At 59.7% G+C, this 16,519-nt stretch carries 13 protein-coding genes and 1 pseudogene; 7 read left to right on the top strand and 7 right to left on the bottom strand.

Features of this window, described 5'->3' with window-relative positions; translation table 11 throughout:
• Nucleotides 1-18: 18 nt before the first annotated feature.
• Nucleotides 19-1,068: an NAD(P)-dependent alcohol dehydrogenase gene (locus D8U69_RS00830; protein ID WP_130906471.1), complete on the bottom strand. Its 1,050-nt coding sequence runs from the start codon at nt 1,066-1,068 to the stop codon at nt 19-21.
• Nucleotides 1,069-1,233: 165 nt separating this feature from the next.
• On the opposite strand from D8U69_RS00830, the gene D8U69_RS00825 reads away from it, so the two are divergent.
• Nucleotides 1,234-2,151 (top strand): AraC family transcriptional regulator, encoded by a 918-nt coding sequence (locus D8U69_RS00825; protein ID WP_130905062.1) that lies wholly within the window; start codon nt 1,234-1,236, stop codon nt 2,149-2,151.
• Nucleotides 2,152-2,380: 229 nt separating this feature from the next.
• Here D8U69_RS00825 and D8U69_RS00820 read toward each other — a convergent pair.
• The 3 genes and pseudogenes from D8U69_RS00820 to D8U69_RS00810 form a co-directional block, all read right to left on the bottom strand.
• A pseudogene (locus tag D8U69_RS00820) lies at nt 2,381-2,523 on the bottom strand (AraC family transcriptional regulator); the annotation flags it as partial.
• A gap of 110 nt (nt 2,524-2,633) precedes the next feature.
• Nucleotides 2,634-3,797 (bottom strand): serine hydrolase, encoded by a 1,164-nt coding sequence (locus D8U69_RS00815; RefSeq protein ID WP_241668632.1) that lies wholly within the window; start codon nt 3,795-3,797, stop codon nt 2,634-2,636.
• A 179-nt stretch (nt 3,798-3,976) separates the two neighbouring features.
• Nucleotides 3,977-6,001 (bottom strand): DUF1302 domain-containing protein, encoded by a 2,025-nt coding sequence (locus D8U69_RS00810; RefSeq protein WP_347238259.1) that lies wholly within the window; start codon nt 5,999-6,001, stop codon nt 3,977-3,979.
• A gap of 136 nt (nt 6,002-6,137) precedes the next feature.
• Between D8U69_RS00810 and D8U69_RS00805 the strand changes: the two genes are divergently transcribed.
• The 3 genes from D8U69_RS00805 (at nt 6,138) to D8U69_RS00795 (ending at nt 10,229) form a co-directional block, all read left to right on the top strand.
• Complete coding sequence (locus D8U69_RS00805) at nt 6,138-7,685, top strand: AMP-binding protein (RefSeq protein WP_130906468.1); 1,548 nt, start codon at nt 6,138-6,140, stop codon at nt 7,683-7,685.
• Between the two features lie 13 nt (nt 7,686-7,698).
• Entirely contained in the window at nt 7,699-8,862 is a 1,164-nt protein-coding gene (locus tag D8U69_RS00800) for an acyl-CoA dehydrogenase family protein (RefSeq protein WP_130905058.1), read from the top strand.
• A 110-nt stretch (nt 8,863-8,972) separates the two neighbouring features.
• Nucleotides 8,973-10,229 carry an MFS transporter gene (locus D8U69_RS00795; RefSeq protein WP_130905131.1) on the top strand — a complete coding sequence of 419 codons (1,257 nt, stop codon included), beginning with the start codon at nt 8,973-8,975 and terminating at the stop codon, nt 10,227-10,229.
• 36 nt (nt 10,230-10,265) lie between these two features.
• On the opposite strand, the gene D8U69_RS00790 is transcribed toward D8U69_RS00795, so the two are convergent.
• The gene (locus D8U69_RS00790; protein ID WP_130905057.1) at nt 10,266-11,219 is read right to left on the bottom strand and encodes a LysR family transcriptional regulator; all 954 of its coding nucleotides are present in this window, start codon (nt 11,217-11,219) and stop codon (nt 10,266-10,268) included.
• A 256-nt stretch (nt 11,220-11,475) separates the two neighbouring features.
• On the opposite strand from D8U69_RS00790, the gene D8U69_RS00785 reads away from it, so the two are divergent.
• From D8U69_RS00785 to D8U69_RS00775, 3 genes are read left to right on the top strand one after another with little or no spacing between them, the layout of a single operon-like run.
• Nucleotides 11,476-12,804 (top strand): DUF1329 domain-containing protein, encoded by a 1,329-nt coding sequence (locus D8U69_RS00785; protein WP_130906467.1) that lies wholly within the window; start codon nt 11,476-11,478, stop codon nt 12,802-12,804.
• Nucleotides 12,804-13,190: a DUF202 domain-containing protein gene (locus D8U69_RS00780; protein ID WP_130906466.1), complete on the top strand. Its 387-nt coding sequence runs from the start codon at nt 12,804-12,806 to the stop codon at nt 13,188-13,190. Before D8U69_RS00785 ends, D8U69_RS00780 begins: the two co-directional genes overlap by 1 nt.
• Nucleotides 13,183-13,476 (top strand): DUF202 domain-containing protein, encoded by a 294-nt coding sequence (locus tag D8U69_RS00775; protein WP_130906465.1) that lies wholly within the window; start codon nt 13,183-13,185, stop codon nt 13,474-13,476. Before D8U69_RS00780 ends, D8U69_RS00775 begins: the two co-directional genes overlap by 8 nt.
• An 18-nt stretch (nt 13,477-13,494) precedes the next feature.
• On the opposite strand, the gene D8U69_RS00770 is transcribed toward D8U69_RS00775, so the two are convergent.
• Together D8U69_RS00770 and D8U69_RS00765 are read right to left on the bottom strand one after the other, a co-directional pair.
• Nucleotides 13,495-15,456, bottom strand: a complete 1,962-nt coding sequence (locus D8U69_RS00770; RefSeq protein WP_130906464.1) for an alkyl sulfatase dimerization domain-containing protein — start codon at nt 15,454-15,456, stop codon at nt 13,495-13,497.
• A 100-nt stretch (nt 15,457-15,556) separates the two neighbouring features.
• Nucleotides 15,557-16,474: a LysR family transcriptional regulator gene (locus D8U69_RS00765; RefSeq protein ID WP_130906463.1), complete on the bottom strand. Its 918-nt coding sequence runs from the start codon at nt 16,472-16,474 to the stop codon at nt 15,557-15,559.
• Nucleotides 16,475-16,519: the final 45 nt, after the last annotated feature.

The following is a 16,519-nucleotide window of genomic DNA, read 5'->3' as shown; positions in this document are numbered from 1 at the left end:
TTCTTGAAACTCAGGCGCTCAATCAACCAATGTGGAGTTGTCGATCACGAAGCGATACTTGACGTCACCCTTGAGCATTCGCTCGTAGGATTCATTTATTTGGTCTGCTCGAACCAGTTCGATGTCGGCGACGATGCTGTGCTCGGCGCAGAAATCCAGCATCTCCTGTGTTTCCGGGATGCCTCCGATCATCGAACCGGCAATCGTTCGGCGCTTCATGATCAGGTTGAACACGTTCGGCGATGGGTGTGGAGAGGCGGGCGCACCGACCAGCGTCAGAGCCCCATCACGCTTGAGCAGAACCAAAAAAGCATCGAGATCGTGGGGGGCTGCGACGGTGTTGAGAATGAAGTCGAAACTCTTGGTATGTGCAGCCATTTCTTCAGCGTTGCGCGATACGACGACCTCATCGGCACCTAACGCCTTTGCCGCCTCACGCTTGGATTCAGAGGTGGTGAAAGCCACGACGTGGGCGCCCATCGCGTGGGCCAGCTTGATACCCATGTGACCTAAACCACCGATGCCGACCACACCTATTTTCTTGCCAGGGCCGGCGTTCCAGTGACGCAGAGGCGAGTAGGTGGTGATGCCGGCGCACAGCAGCGGGGCGACAGCAGCTAGTTGCGCCTCGGGATGGCGAATGCGTAACACGAAGCGCTCATGCACCACGATGTTTTGCGAGTAGCCGCCCAACGTCCAACCAGGTGCATCCGGTGTCGGGAAGTTGTAGGTACCGACCATCTCATCGCAGTAGTTTTCCAGGCCGGTAGCACAGTCGCCACAGTGTTTGCAGCTGTCGACAACGCAGCCGACACCAACCAGATCGCCGACTTTGAAATCCGCTACATGTGCACCCACCGCCGATACGCGACCGACAATTTCGTGCCCAGGTACACAAGGAAATTGCGTGCCTGCCCACTCAGCGCGCACTTGGTGCAAATCCGAATGGCAGATGCCACAGAAGGCGATATCGATCTGAACATCATGGGCTGCCGGTTCGCGGCGGTTGATCTGCAACGGTTCAAGGGGTTTGTCGCCAGCGTGAGCGCCATAGGCTTGTACAAGCATGGGAGAGACCTCAAAGGATTTGTCGGATGGACATTTTCCCGGTCTACCAATGCTCTCTGTAGTGCATTCCGCTTGATTACTTGCCTGATTCTATGAGTCTCTGTTTTTTGGCAGGACGGACAGGTGCTGGCGAGTTAGAGTTCAGTGAAGAGGTACAAGACGAACATGACGATCAAATACGACCGCGCTCCTCAACAGACATCGCCACAAGAAAGGCTTGCGCAGTTCATCGCCGCGCAGATCTCGAAACCAGGGGATTACGGAACGGCCATTACAGGTCTCGGCTTCTTCAGGCGCGAACATCCAGCACCGCCCATCGTCTGCATGGTTGAGCCAAGCATCATCCTCATCGCCCGGGGCGAGAAACAGCTGTGGGTAGGTGGCGAGGGCTACCTTTATGACACATCGCGGTTTCTGATTACCTCATTGGACTTGCCTGCCAATTCAGAAGTGCTGACGGCAAGTCCGGAACAACCGTGCTTAGGGCTGACGTTGAAACTCGATCTGCGCATGCTGGCTGAGTTGATAGCGCAAAGTGACCTGCCACCAACCCGTGATCGATCCGTTGCGAAGGGGGTAGGAATTGGTTCAGTGTCCCCTGCGATACTGGCCTCATTCGAGCGCTTATTGGCACTGCTCGAAGAGCCGGAGTCCATCCCTGTTCTCGCCCCCTTGATCCAACGCGAGATTCACTACCGTCTCTTGCAGAGTGATCAGGCGAGCCGGCTTCGACAAATAACTTCGGTCGATGGCCAAGGTTATCGGATCGCGAAAGCCATCGATTGGCTGAAGTTAAATTACACCTCGGCGCTTCGCGTCGATGAACTTGCGGCCCGTGTGCAGATGAGTGCGCCGACCTTTCACCACCACTTCCGCCAACTCACCGCAATGAGCCCCTTGCAGTACCAAAAGTGGCTGCGACTGAATGAGGCAAGGCGATTGATGCTCAATGAGCACCAGGATGTATCCGGTGCGGCCTTCAAGGTCGGATATGAAAGCCCCTCTCAGTTCAGCCGGGAATACAGCCGTCTGTTTGGTGTACCCCCTAAGAGGGATATTGCGATGCTACGAGGTCAGGGGTAGGGGGGCGAAACTCCTGCTATTTGCCCTCACGGGCGATCGGTGTCATTCGCGCGTCATGAGCACCGCAAGCGTCATGTTGATGAACTCTTCATTGTGTCCAAAGCACCGCGCACGTTACCGGCGACCTCCGCTGAGCCATGCTGCTCAACCCAAAGCGTTAGTTCCATGATCGCGGCTTCGAGGGCGAGTTGGTTCTGATTAACAATAAAGGGGACGGATCTATTTTTTTGATCTGCGCTTCCTGGGTCAGGCTTCTACATCCAGATGCTCGTGGTAACAGCTGTGGATTTTGTGAATGGCGCGCGTCACCTTACCGAATTGGCCCTGCGGGGCGATGGCGGCGCGTAGGGTGCCGCCTTGTTCGCCGGTGAGGAAGAAGAAAGGTGACGGATTCATTTGCCCTGGTTATCACTAAACCCGCAACCGGGCAATGGCTACCTGCCGAAAAAGCAACTCCCCAACCCATCATCCATACCCGGATTTCAGTCCCTCAACTGCGCCAATACCGCATTGACCATGTTGTTGAACGTAACCGGTGAATCGATCACCCGGGCAGCAACCTTTGCTTCGCCATCGGCACTGGTGGCACGCCTGGCTTGGTCGGCGGTGGAGGACAATTTTACGATGACGACCTCGCGCTTCGGGTTGATGTAGATTTTTTGTCCAAAACGTCCACTGGCCTCCACCGATCCTTCACCATCATTTCGCTGAAACCAATAGTTGCGGTAGGCGTAGCCAGGCCGGCCTGGGGCGAGGTTGCCTTGAGCGAAAATCGTTGGGTCACCCGGCTGGAAAGTACTGCGCACGGCCTGGTTGAAACTGTCGCTGCTCGGCGTTCGGGCCAGCTCTCGGCGTACCAGTTCGGCGAAGCGCGCAGTATCGCGAAGGTTACTGCTGATGCCGCCGCTGGCCATCTCGGTGCCCAATTCGTCGATCTGGACATAGGCATCTTCCTCGGCGAAGCGCGACCAGATGCGTTGCTCGACCAGTTGCGCCCAATTCATTCCGGATATACGCCGCATGGCCCAGGCCATCGCCTCGGGCGAACCGTTCTGGTAAAAAAATCTGCCTTCGCCAGGGGCCATTTGCGCGATTTTCAGAAAGGCATAGATATCGCCGGGCATCGTTGCGTTACGCGGGATCAACCCGGTCGCGGCGAACAGGCCGAGGTCAGGTGGCACCGCTTCGGGGTATGCCACGGCTACCTGCATATCAAGGTTGGCCTGTACCGTGGCCTCGCCGAATGGCGTACCGCTCAATTCAGGGACATAACTGGCCAGTTTCGCCTGCGGATCGAGCGTGCCTTCGGCGATGAACTGTGCCGCTAAAAGGCCGGTGACCGATTTGGTCATCGATGCCCAGATGTGTGGCTGGCCGGGTTCGAATCCTTCAAGGTAACGCTCAAAGATTACGTTGCCGCGCTGTAGCACGATCAGCCCATCGGTCGAGGTATCTTGCAGGTAACGGGCGAGTGTCAGGTCCTCTTCGCCGGCCTTGAAAGTGACCTGGTCGAGATCGCGCGTTGCAGCGTCGAGCAACGACAGGGGGTGGGCAGCACGACCGATGTTGCGCGTCGCGGACACTTCACGGGCGTGACGCATTGACCAGCGCAGGAAGGGCGGTTGGAAGGCGTTGACTTTGTTCACACGAAACTCCAGTGCAGGTGGAAAACCTTGCATGACGCCGTTATCGGTCGGGGCATTTGCCGCGAGAGCCGGACAGGTTGCGCTGCTGAGCAGAAGCGCTACCCCCAGTACGAGATTGGCTGCGGACTTGGCAGATGCGGGCGGGGTGGGACATTTGGGCATTGTGGTTTCCTTTACGCTTAGAAGGTGGCACCGACACCGATCGAAACGAAGTCGCGATCGCCACGCGTACCGTAGGTGCCATCGATGTAATCGGTGTAAGACAGGCTCATCGAATACTTGCTCATGAACGTAGCGTCCAGGCCGAGGCTGACGGAGCGCGAACCTTCGTTGAAGGCCGAGCCGTCACCTGGCGAGTAACCCTTTACGTCATGCGACCAGGACAGGTTGGGTCGCAGGTCCAGCCCCTGCATCACGCCCGAATAACTCCAGGTCGCCCGCATCCGATACCCCCAGGAAAACGGTGTGACGAAGCCTTCATCGTTGCAATATTCAGGGCTGTTCGAGATCGACAGGCAGACGTTGTTGTCTATCAGCTCGCCATTGTTATAGGCCCCGGAGCGGCCATAGCGTGGTCCGTTATTCCCCTCAAGGCCGCCGACATAGGTGGCGCCGATCTCACCGACCAGCAGCACTTGATTGGCGCCCATGACCTGGCCGAAAGAGTGCATCGCCGAGACCTGCGCCTGGGTGACTTCCTTGCGCCGATAGCCATTGAACAATGTTGAGTCGGTGGTTGGTCGCTGCCCGGGTTCGGACAAAGGGCTGCGACCGTTGGCGTTAAGCAGCGATTGCAGCACGTCAGTGCCATTGAGTTGCACGGGCATATTCGGGCGATAGCTCAGCTCGCCCTGAAGCGCCGTGCCGGTGCGCAGGGTGGTGGAAAATGTCGCGCCGTACAGGCGGATATCCTCAGGGTATTGTGCGAGATACTGGGAAGTGCCCATGCGCAACGCGCCTGCCAGGGACTGGCCTGAACTGGAAGCCAGAAAGGCGCCGCAGCCGGCCGATGACACCCCAAGGTTGCTGCACAGCTGGGGAGCGAAACCGGTATTGCTGTAATAGGGGCTGCTGACCGTTCCCAGATAAGGCGATCGGCTGTGATAGTTGGCGGCGTAAACACCGAACTCGGCATCCAGCGGCGTGACGTACCAGCGAATCGACAAGCCCCACTGGCCGCTGTCGCGAGCATCCTGATCACCCGCTCGAGGGATGCGTACACCTTCCTCGTTCATGACCACGCCGAATGGCCCGAGGCCTCGATTTGCCGCTGAGAGGTTGACCTGCCGACCGCCGACGTCAAGGCTCTCGCAACCTTCGGGTATGAAATCATTGCCCGAAAAGAATGAGCCGCAGTTGTCCAGTTGCGTCTGTTCCCAGTCCAATTGATAGAAGGCGTCAAAGGACAATGCTTCGTTGATGTTCTGTGTCACGTACAGCAAGTTGACCGGCACCAGCGCGTCCTTGACCTCCGAACCTGGTCGGCGCAGCGCGGCCTGGTTAAAGGGGTTCACGACGTTCAAACCGCCCTGGATAAAAATGCTCTCGCCCCAGTTCACCACTTGTTTACCCAAGCGTGCCGAGCCTGGCTCACCGTTTATGTCGTAGAAGTAATAGGCGAATGCATCGAGCAGCTGGGAGCCTGCGGTCTTTGCCGATGTCTTGCGATTGTTGTCGTCGATGTTCTTGAAGCGTTGGTTGTGATCGCGCTGCGCCGTGTCGTACCAGTAGGTTCCGCGCACGAATATGCCCAGGTTGTCGAGTTTGAGTTCCAGGTCATGGGTGCCTTTGAATATCGTCGAGAACACATCCCCGGATCGATAATTACGCCGCCCGTCATTGCCGTTGGCGGCCGCCACCTGCAGCTTGTCCGGATTGGCTGTGCTGACGCCGACACCTAATGCCAGTGCCGAATCGAATTGGCCTTCAATTTCACCGAGTTCAAATTGCATGGCATCAACGGGTGCGACGAGAAGACTGCACGACAGTAGTAGCAGTGATGAGCGAAACCGGTGGGCAAGGATAGCGTTCACTCTTAACCTCTTATTGTGCTTATTAGAGAGTGAGGGGGTGGGACAACTGAACGAACATCCGGGCGATTGACTGCCGTTGGCTGGTTCGTTGTCGGTCGCGAGGGATAATAGGTAGGCGGCGGATCCGCTCACAAATAGCGTCTTTGGATTGTTGCCATAACACTTTGGCATGGCTGACGCGGGCGCTTGAGACGACAAGTAGAGCCAGCTAAAACCGCTATACCCGGCATCAAGAACTGATATTACGTTTGCCGTTGCGCCGCTGTTTAGGATCGTTCCGGTCTTAACTGTCGACGAGAACAACAACGTGAACCTTGGAAAAATAATCAGTCGAAGTGCCAAGTATTGGCCTGAGCGAATGGCCGTCATTGATGTCAACACGCGAGTGACCTTCGCTCAGCTTGAACAGCGTACAAACCAGCTTGCCTCGGCATTACTGGGCCAGGGCATCACCCTTGGCGAGCACGTCGCCATCCTCGCCGAGAACCGGGTTGAACTGGTCGAAGCCGAAGTCGCGTTCTATAAGGCCGGCCTGGTGAAGGTGCCCGTCAATGCGCGCCTGTCACTGGACGAGGTCATCCAGATCATCAACGACTCTTGCAGCGTCGCGCTGATCACCACGCCTGTATTTGCCCAGGCCTTGACTGCCCGCCGGGCTCAGGTCCCCGCGTTGCGTCTGATCGTGGCGCTGGGAGAGGAGGGCGGTGATGTCGCCTACTCGGCACTGCTGAACCAAGGCGACAATAAACCGGTCAGTTGCGACCCGTCGGACGACGCCCTGGCCGTGTTGCATTACACCTCCGGCAGCTCCGGTGTGCTGAAGGCCGCCATGCTCAGCGTCGGTAATCGCAAGGCGCTGATCCGCAAGAGCATCGCCAGCCCCACCCGGCGTGCCGCGCCGGGCGATGTCATGGCCCACGTCGGGCCGATCACCCATGCCAGCGGTATGCAGTTGATGCCGTTGCTGGCGGTTGGCGCCTGCAACCTGTTGCTGGAACGCTACGACGATCAACTTCTGCTCGAAAGCATTCAGCGTGAACGCGTCACCCGGCTATTCCTAGTGCCCGCGATGATCAACCGAATAGTGAATTTCCCGGGCGTGGAGCGCTACGACCTCAGCAGCCTGAGCCTGGTCATGTACGGCGCTGCACCGATGGCACCTTCTCTGGTCAAGCGCGCCATCGAAGTGTTCGGGCCGATCCTGGCACAAGGTTATGGTGCCGGCGAAACCTGTTCGCTGGTCACGGTACTGACCGAGCAGGACCACCTGTGCGAAAACGGCGACTACCGACGCCTCGCCTCCTGCGGGCGCTGTTACTTCGAGACCGACTTGCGGGTGGTCAACGAGGACTTCCAGGATGTGAAGCCGGGCGAAATCGGCGAGATCGTGGTCAAGGGACCGGACATCATGCAGGGCTACTGGCGCGCGCCAGAGCTCACCGCCGAGGTCATGCGCGATGGTTACTACCTCAGTGGCGACCTGGCGACGGTGGATGATCAGGGTTATGTGTTCATCGTCGACCGCAAGAAGGAAATGATCATTTCCGGGGGCTTCAACATTTATCCGACGGAAGTCGAACAGGTGCTCTACAACTTGCCTCAAGTCTTCGAGGCGGCGGTCGTCGGCGTGCCGGACGAGCAGTGGGGCGAATCGGTGCGAGCCGTCATCGTACTCAAGCCGGGCACCGCACTCAGTGAGCTCGAGGTTATCGAACACTGCGCGCGAAACCTGGCCGGGTTCAAGAAACCCCGTGCTGTGGATTTTGTCAGCGAACTACCGAAGAACCCCAACGGCAAAGTGGTTCGCCGTCTTATTCGCGATGCCTACTGGCAAAACTGCGACCGCCGCATCTGAGGAGGAGATCACCATGTATCAGCCAAGTGAAAAAGCCAGCCAAATCATCGAGGCCATCGGTGGCTTCATTCGCGACGAAGTTCTGCCCCTTGAACAGCGCGCAGGCCTGAGTTGGGCCAAGCCGCATCCTCGCGACGTGCTGCAAGAGGTCTGGCAGCGCTCCTGCGACCAGGGTTTTTACAACATCATGCTGCCCGAGGCCATCGGGGGCGCCGGGCTGAACGTTTCAGACCTGTGTGCAGTGAAGGAGGCCACGGTACTGAGCGGTTCCATGCTGGCTCCGCACATCCTTGGCGAACTGTCCGGTCCGCCGCGCATCGGGCATCTGTTCAAGGTCGCCAGCCCTTGGCAGATCGAGTCTTTCCTGCAGCCGGTGTGCCGTGCCGAGAAGGCCGTGTGCTTCGCGCTGACCGAGAGTGAAGCCGGCTCCGATGCAACGGCGATCAAGACGATTGCACGCCGTGACGGTGAAGAATATGTGCTCAACGGTAGCAAGCGTTTCATCTCGGGTGCGCCCTATGCCGATATCGCGGTGCTGCTCGCCGTTACCGGACCAGGCGGTGGCGCCCAGGGGATTTCGGCGTTCTTCATCGATCTGAAGGCGCCAGGCGTGCGCATAGAGAGCGACTATGCGGTGATGTCCGGCGGTGGCGCCCATGGCGATATCTTCCTGGACGAAGTACGGGTGCCCGTGGCCAACCGCATTGGCGAGGAGGGGCAGGGATTCAAGCTGGCGATGGGGCGGATCACCCTTAATCGCTTGCTGCATTGCCCGACTTTGCTGGGCCTGGCAGGCTTGGCGCTGAACCTGTCGATCGACTACGCCCGAACGCGCAAGCAGTTCGGCCAGCCGATCGCAATGTTCCAGTCGATCAACCACATGATTGCCGACATGGCGACCGAGTTGCATGCTGCGCGCAGCATGGTCTATGCGACAGCCGCGGTGAATGATGCCGGTGGGGATATCCGTACTCAGGCACCCATGTGCAAGCTATTCGTGTCCGAGACGGCTTTCCGTATCGCCGACCGCGCGGTGCAGATTCACGGCGGAGCGGGGCTGCTGCGCGGCAATCCGGTTGAGTGGATTTTCCGCGCGACCCGTATGATGCGCATCCTCACCGGCACCAGTGAAATTCAGCGTAACACCATTGCCAAGGGCGTTCTGATGCCTGGCTAGCAGTGCCCGCCGCACGTCCGGCCGCACCTGGCCGGACGCTCTGACAAGAACAATAACGAGAGACAATCATGACCCACACTCAAACCCCCGCACGTCTGGGCACGGCCTGGATGGTTGCGGTACTGCTGGCACTGCTGATGCTGGTCAACTTCCTCGACAAGGTCGTCATTGGCCTGGTTGCAGTGCCGATGTCCAAGGAGCTTGGCCTGTCACCGACCGAGTTCGGTCTGGTAGGTGGCGCACTGCACTGGTTCTTCGCGATTTCCGCAGTGATCGGCGGCTTCGTCGCCAATCGCCGCCCCACGCGTACCCTGCTGTTGGGCATGGGCGCGTTCTGGGCGCTCATTCAACTGCCGATGCTGTTTGTCACCTCCTTGTGGGCAATCGTCGCCTGTCGTGTGCTGCTGGGCATCGGCGAAGGGCCGGCGTCGCCGGTAGCCACCCACGCCTTGTACAAATGGTTTCCCAACGACCGTCGCAACCTGCCGGTCGCACTGCTGCATACCGGCAGTGCCTTTGGTTTGCTGGTCGCCGGTGCGATGATCCCGTGGATCAGCGTGCATTACGGATGGCGCATGAACTTCATCGTCCTCGCTGCAATCGGTGCGGTCTGGTGCGTGTTGTGGTGGTTGCTGGGACGTGAAGGCACGCTCGATCGCATTCGCCCCGGCCAGCTTGCGCAGGACGAGGAGCGCGTGCCTTATAAAAGATTGCTCACGGACAGCACGGTACTGAGCAATTACCTCTGTCATTTCGCTGCCAATTGGTCGTTGGCGCTGACGCTGACCTGGGTGCCGAGCTATCTGGAGAATGGCCTGGGTATCGATCCGATCATGACCGGCCGGGTGTTTGTGCTGTTCGTAGTTGTCACCACGCCGCTGAGCCTGTTCATGGCCTGGTTATCGCAGCGCATGATGCGCGGCGGCATGGCGACGCGCTGGTCACGAGGTGCGTTCGTTTCGATCTGTCTGATTGCCAGTGGTCTTCTGAGCGCCGCGCTTTTCCTGCCGGGGCTGTCGAGCATCGAGCGGATCGTCTGCCTGACATTCAGCGGCGGCCTGGCACTGGTGATGTATTCGGTGGGGCCGGCCATGCTCGCCGAGTTCACGCCCGGCAGCCAACGCGCAGGCATCCTGGCGATTGGCAACGGCATCGCTTCGCTGGCCGGTTTGTCGGCGCCTGTGGTCACCGGGATTTTGGTGCAGGGCGCGGGCGCCGAGCACCCGGCCGGCTACGGGGAGGGGTTCCTGGTCTGCGGCGCGGTGTTGGTGGTCGCGGGGCTGATCGGGTTGTTCCGGATGGATCCTCAGAAAACCCGGGAGCGGCTGCATCAGGTTGTCGGTGTCGCAGCGCCGCGGGTCAGTTGACACCGCCGGGCGCTGCGCCATTGAGGCGCAGCGCCCTCAGCGATGGACCTGGCTCAAGTCTTCCTCGGGCGTGCGCTCGATCAAGCTGCCTTTCCAGCGGGCGTCGACCACAGCCTCGATGAGTAGACCGCGCACCAGATCACGCATGCACGTTGCCGCAAACGACAGCGGCTTATGCTGCGAATAGGCCAGGGAAATGGTTCGGGTAATCCGTGGTTCCACGATCAGCCGGGCCGATATCGGTTCCAGCAGTTCCGTCAGCGGCGGCCAATTGCTGATGGTCGCCGCCAACCCGGCGCGCACCAGGCTGCTGATGCCGGGCGCTGACTGCTGTTCATAGCTTGAATCGAGCGTCACCCCGGTTTCCATCGCCGCTTGCTCGATACGCCGGCGCAGGTGCAGGGCGCGCGGCGGCATTACCAGTCGGGTCGCCGCGGCTTCAGCCAGAGTAATGGGCGAGTTGTCAGCCTCCTGCGCAGGTGTACCTACCCAATACAGGTCTTCGGTGAACACCGGTTCGGCAATGACATGTTCCAGCTCTTCAGCGTTTGGCACGACCCCGAAATCCACTTTGCCCAGTTCGATCGCCTGGCCGCCTTCGCGACTCAGGCCATCCCAAATCGTTAGCTTGATTCCCGGAAACTTGGCCTGTGCCTGCGTGATGATGGTGGGCAGCAGCAGAGCCGACGCTGTCGCGGGTATGGAAATAGACACATGACCCATCGGATTGCCCTGGCTCGATTTGAGTTCGTCCTTCACCGAGTCGAGCTTCTGAATCACCGATCGAGCCACTTCGTACAACTGTCGGCCGGCATCGGTCAATTCGATGCCGTCGTGCTGGCGGGCCAATAACTGCATGTCCAGTTCGCTTTCCAGTAAACCGATCTGGCGGCTCAGGGCAGGCTGGGCGATGAACGCCCGGCGTGCGGCATTGGAGAAGCTTCCCGCTTCTGCAATGGCGATCAAGTAACGCAGCTGTTTCAAGGTCATGGGCAAATCTCTGGCTATGCCGAACTGATATGGCAACTATCTGAAGACGCTATTTGTCGGGGCCCAAGGCCCTACTTAGTATCCATTGATACTCAACAAGAGGCTATCGGAACCCCCATAAAGATTGACCCTTCCACCTGCCCCGTCATGCGTTTGAAGCGCAATAGGTGGGGCATGCATTTGTTCACTCTCTGATAAACACAATAAGAGGTTAAGAGTGATGACAACCCGTACCCGAGGTTTTTTTCGGTCGTCGATGGCCCCCGTTTCCTGCTGTCTGTTGCTGGGAATGTCATGGATAACGTCAGCGCTGGCCACAGGCGAGTTACCCCCTGACCTGACGCCCATCGGTGCCCAGCGAAGTGCTTCCCCTGACGGTCGAATCCCGGCCTGGCAGGGTGGTCTGACGGCAGCACAGCAACGCTTGGAAAGTAACGGCACGCCGATCGACCCCTTCGCCGACGAGCGACCGCTGTACGAAATCACTGCGCGCAATTACAAGCAGTATGAGGATCAACTGTCGGCCGGGCAGATCGCTTTGCTCAAGAAGTTTCCCGAGACGATGAAACTGCCGGTCTATCCCACCCATCGCAGTGTCGCCGTCCCTGCGCCGCTTGCCGCATCGGCCGCTCGCAATGCTGAGTTCGCGCAACTGGCGGATCAGGGCAATGGCCTGCACGGCTTTGCCGGGGCGATCGCTTTCCCTGTTCCGCGCAATGGCCTGGAGGTCATCTGGAATCATCTGACGCGCAACCGCAACGCCAGTTACAGCCTTGTCTCGGACAGCGTGACGCCGTTGGGCAACGGACGCTTCACCCTGATGAGCGCACGTCAGGAATTCGCCCGCCCGGACGGGCTGCCGGACGCAGGGGCCGACAATATCCTTTACTACTTCACTTACCGCATGACCGCGCCGTCGCGGCTTGCCGGAGATGCAATGGTGGTGCATGAAACGCTCGACCAGGTCGCCGAGCCGCGACTGTCCTGGGTCTACAGTTCCAGCCAGCGACGGGTCAGGCGTGCTCCGGGTATCGACTATGACACCACCGGACCCGGGACGGCGGGCCTGCGCACGGCCGACAGTCGTGACATGTTCAACGGTGCGCCGGATCGTTACGACTGGCATCTGGCAGGCAAGAAGTTGCTGCACGTTCCCTATAACAGCTATCGCCTGGCTTCACCCCACCTGCGCTACAGCGAGCTGATTCGCCCAGGGCATGTCGACCCCGTACCTACCCGCTACGAATTGCACCGGGTGTGGGAGGTCGTGGCGACCCTCAAACCCGGTGCCCAACACATCTACGCCAAACGTCATTACTACATCGACGAAGACACCTGGGCGATTCTCGAGGCTGACCTCTACGATCAACGGGGAACGTTGTGGCGCACGTCCGGGGCGCACAGTTTTTACCACCCCGGTGGTGAGGCTGCAGTCAATGCCATGGAGGTCACCTATGATTTGAAGAGCGGCCGTTATCACGTTTCGGGTTTGATCAATGAGCAGCGCAAACCTTATGTCTTCAATCTGCCGACCAGCCTTTCATACTTTTCACCGGGCGCATTGCGCAGCTTCGGTGTGCGCTGATGGGCATGCAGCAAAAGCGCCGTACCTTGACTGAAACCCTGTTGGGCGCAGGTGAGTCGCCTGATCCGCGATTCACGCTGGCCAATGAGCGCACCTTCCTCGCCTGGATTCGCACCTCACTGGCGCTGCTTGGGGGAGGGATCGCCGTCGAAGCACTCGCCGGGGAGGTCTTCGAACCTCGGCTACGCATGGTCATGGCGATCAGTTTGATGTTACTGAGTCAGTTGGTGAGCATCGGTGCATGCGTGCGCTGGCTGAAGGTGGAGCGAGCGCTGCGTCAGCGCCAGCCGCTGCCTCTGCCGGCGCTCGCACCGCTGCTGACATTGGGCTGTTTAACCGCGGTCGTGCTGATCGCCAGTGTGCTTTGGCCCCGTTGGCATGGGTGACCCGGGCCTGCAGGCGGAGCGCACCGAATTGGCATGGCGAAGGACGCTGTTGGCGTTGCTGGTGGTGCTGGTTCTGGCGGGGCGGGCCGGTGACCAGATGTCGGTGGGGATGGGCGGTGTCGTCGCGCTGACTTTGCTTGCAAGGCAAGGCCGCCGTTATCGTCAGGGATTGGCGATGCTCCAGTCGGAGCGAGCAGCGCCAGCCTCGCGGGCGATCCTGGCATTAGGCATGTCGGTGTGTTTGCTCGCGCTTATCGGCATCATCGGGCTGCTGAGCGGCGCCTGAGGCGCCGCCCATGCAGGCTCACGGTGTGACGATATTAAAACGCGCGTCCGCTTCCTCCAGTCCACCCATGAAACGCAGGAACTTAACCCGATCACCCTCGATCGTGATATCGCCCAGCGTTGCTTCCTTGATAAAACCCGTCTGCTTGAGTGCGATGCGATCCAGCGTCGATTTTTTCATGCTGATTTGCACGTCGGCCTGGTCATGCCGTGCAAGGTCGCGGTGGGTGAGTACACCATTGCGCAGGGTCAAGGCGTAATCCTCGTTCAGATCGGTGAAACGCCAGTTGATGGTCAAGTCGTTGTCGGCCGCTTTCAGTGCATCGACTCGAACGCCGAGGTAATCGAAAAACATCGTCGGTGTCAGCGCCCGCACCATGTCGTCGGTATTGCCGCCGCTGCCGGTGGCGGCTGCTACGCCATCGCGCAGTTCCTGAGCGCCGCTCAAGTAGGCATTGCGCCAGGTGGCGTTCTCGCTCTGATAGCCCAGTTGCTCCAGTGCATCGGCCTGCAATTGGCGCGCAGCGGCGTTGTCGGGCTCGGCGAATACCAAATGGTTGGTCAGTTGCGCTACCCAGCGATAGTCCCCTTCGTCAAAGGCTTTACGCGCGTGGCTCAGGACCTGGTCGGCACCGCCCATGGCAGCGACGTATCGCTTGCCAGCCGCTTGGGGTGGCAGCGGATTGAGGTTCGCCGGGTTGCCGTCATAGAAACCCATGTAACGCTGGTAGACGGCGCGCACGTTGTGGCTCAACGAGCCGTAGTAATCGCGGCTGTACCACTTGCTGGCCAGGCGTGGCGGCAACGAGCTCAGGGTCTCGGCGATTTCCATTGGCGTCTGGCCCTGATTGATCAGGCGCAGGCTCTGGCTATCGATGAATGCATACATGTCGCGCTGGTCAGCCAGATAATCGCGTATCTGCGCGCTACCCCAAGTGGGCCAGTGATGCTGGGCAAAAACCACCTCGGCCTGATTGCCGTAACGCACCAGGGACTCGTCAAGGTAATGCGCCCAGATCTTCGGGTCGCGAACCAGTGCACCGCGCAAGGTCAGCACGTTGTGTTGGACGTGAGTTGCGTTTTCGGCCATGCACAGCGCCTTGAACCGTGGGAAATAGATGTTCATCTCGGCCGGCGCCTCGGTGCCAGGCGTGAGCTGGAATTCGACTTCAATGCCCTCCAGGGTCAGGCGTTCCAGCGGCTTGCTGATTTCCCGGGTGGGGGCGATCAGGCTGACCGTCGCGTTCGCCGGCACGCCCTTGCCCAGCCCGGCGTCGACCTGGCCCCGCTCACCGCGCGGCAGCCCTGCGCCGTACATGTATTGGGCACGACGTTTCATCGCCGGTCCGGCCAGCACGTTCTCGCCGATGGCGTGCTCAAAAAAACCGTGGGGTGCGATGACCTGAACCTTGCCGGCCTTCACGTCCGCTTCGTCGATCACCCCACGCACCCCGCCGAAATGGTCGACGTGCGGGTGGGTATAAATCACCGTAGTCACTGGTTTGCGCGGACGATGCTTGAAGTACAGTTCCAGGCCGGCTCTGGCGGTTTCCACCGCCAGCAGCGGGTCGAGCACGATGAGCCCGTTATCGCCCTCGACGATGGTCATGTTCGCCAGGTCTATGCCACGAATCTGATAGATACCCTCGGTGACCTTGAACAGACCGGCAAGCGTATTGAGCTGCGCGATGCGCCACAGACTCGGGTTGACGGTCGCAGGCGCGTCTGTGCGGTTCAGAAACGCGTATTGCTTCAAATCCCAGACTGTTTTGCCCCCCGCATTACTGACGACATCCTCATACCGCTCGATCAGCCCCCGCTCAGCGGCCTCGAAATCTCCACGATCGGCGAAAGGCAGTCGCTGCAGCCATTGCTGGTTGTTTTGCAGGGTAATGGTTGTCGCATCCTTGGCAGGCGCGGCGGCGAGACTCGTCAGCGGTACCAGCAGGGCGAGGGTGAGCAAAGGCTGTGAAAAACGCATGGAGCAGTCCTTGTTATTGTTCGGGCGATCCACTCTAAGGAGCGGTTCGAGTCGCAGCCAATATCAGAGCGGCATGCCAGCCATCGCATTGGGTAATGGCTCAGCCCGGTTGAATGGCCAGGATCTGCGCCTCGAGCCAGGTCAGCGCCGGGTCGTGCTGGCGATGGGTCAGGCGTACCAGCTCTAGATCGAAGGGCGGTAGCGCGAACGGCAGTTCATACAGCTTCAGCGGCAGCAGCCGGGCGAACTGCTGCGCCAGCAGCGTCGGCAACACGACACAGAGTTCGGTCGCGGCCACCAAGTGCGCGGCTTGCAGGTAATTAGGCGTGGTGTAGACGATCTGTCGCACGAGGTTCTGCTCGGCCAGCCATTGGTCCACCATGCCTCGGGTCTGGCCACCATGAACCCAGACGTGGCGCAATTGCAGGAAACGCTGCAGATCCAGGCCGTCACTCAGTCGCGGATGGTCCTGACACACCGCGACTCGCAGGGTTTCGCTGCGCCAGAGCTGGCGAGTGAAACGTGCCGGTACGTGATCGAAACGACCCAGCACCATGTCCAGTTCGCCTCTGTCCAGCGCCTCGGCGGGCAGGCTGGGACTTAGGTGGGCGACATCGATGCGCAGGTGCGGCGCCTGCGTCTGCAGGCTTGCCAGCAAGGACGGCATGCACAGTTGTTCGACGAAGTCGGTCAGGGCAATTCTCAATTGACGATGGCTGCGCAGTGGGTCGAACGCGTCACTGGTGGACAGCGTTTGCTCGATTTGTTGCAACGCGGCGCGAATAGGCCCTTCCAGCGCGAGCGCTCGAGGGGTCGGGCACATGCGCCGACCGACGCGCACCAGCAGGGGGTCGCCCAGCATATCGCGCAAGCGCGCCAGGGCGTTGCTCACCGTGGGTTGGGTCAACGCCAGGCGTTGTGCTGCGCGCGAGACATTCTGCTCACGCAGCAACATGTCGAACACGCGCAGCAGGTTCAGATCAAAGTTTGAAGTATTCATACGCAGAATATATGGCATATGAAAATGAAATTTCAAAAATACTTGAAGCCTGCTTAGGGTGTC

It is taken from the genome of Pseudomonas sp. Sample_16, assembly GCF_004307665.1.
In the GTDB taxonomy this organism is placed as follows: Bacteria; Pseudomonadota; Gammaproteobacteria; order Pseudomonadales; family Pseudomonadaceae; genus Aquipseudomonas.
This window is presented reverse-complemented; position numbering and strand designations above follow the sequence as displayed.

Excerpts from the sequence above, each read along its gene's own strand:
- D8U69_RS00765 (WP_130906463.1), bottom strand. The coding sequence starts at position 16,474 with ATGCCATATATTCTGCGTATGAATACTTCAAACTTTGATCTGAACCTG.
- D8U69_RS00780 (WP_130906466.1), top strand. The coding sequence starts at position 12,804 with ATGGGCATGCAGCAAAAGCGCCGTACCTTGACTGAAACCCTGTTGGGC.
- D8U69_RS00795 (WP_130905131.1), top strand. The coding sequence starts at position 8,973 with ATGGTTGCGGTACTGCTGGCACTGCTGATGCTGGTCAACTTCCTCGAC.
- D8U69_RS00770 (WP_130906464.1), bottom strand. The coding sequence starts at position 15,456 with ATGCGTTTTTCACAGCCTTTGCTCACCCTCGCCCTGCTGGTACCGCTG.
- D8U69_RS00830 (WP_130906471.1), bottom strand. The coding sequence starts at position 1,068 with ATGCTTGTACAAGCCTATGGCGCTCACGCTGGCGACAAACCCCTTGAA.
- D8U69_RS00825 (WP_130905062.1), top strand. The coding sequence starts at position 1,234 with ATGACGATCAAATACGACCGCGCTCCTCAACAGACATCGCCACAAGAA.
- D8U69_RS00775 (WP_130906465.1), top strand. The coding sequence starts at position 13,183 with ATGGGTGACCCGGGCCTGCAGGCGGAGCGCACCGAATTGGCATGGCGA.
- D8U69_RS00800 (WP_130905058.1), top strand. The coding sequence starts at position 7,699 with ATGTATCAGCCAAGTGAAAAAGCCAGCCAAATCATCGAGGCCATCGGT.
- D8U69_RS00785 (WP_130906467.1), top strand. The coding sequence starts at position 11,476 with ATGGCCCCCGTTTCCTGCTGTCTGTTGCTGGGAATGTCATGGATAACG.
- D8U69_RS00810 (WP_347238259.1), bottom strand. The coding sequence starts at position 6,001 with ATGCCAAAGTGTTATGGCAACAATCCAAAGACGCTATTTGTGAGCGGA.
- D8U69_RS00790 (WP_130905057.1), bottom strand. The coding sequence starts at position 11,219 with ATGACCTTGAAACAGCTGCGTTACTTGATCGCCATTGCAGAAGCGGGA.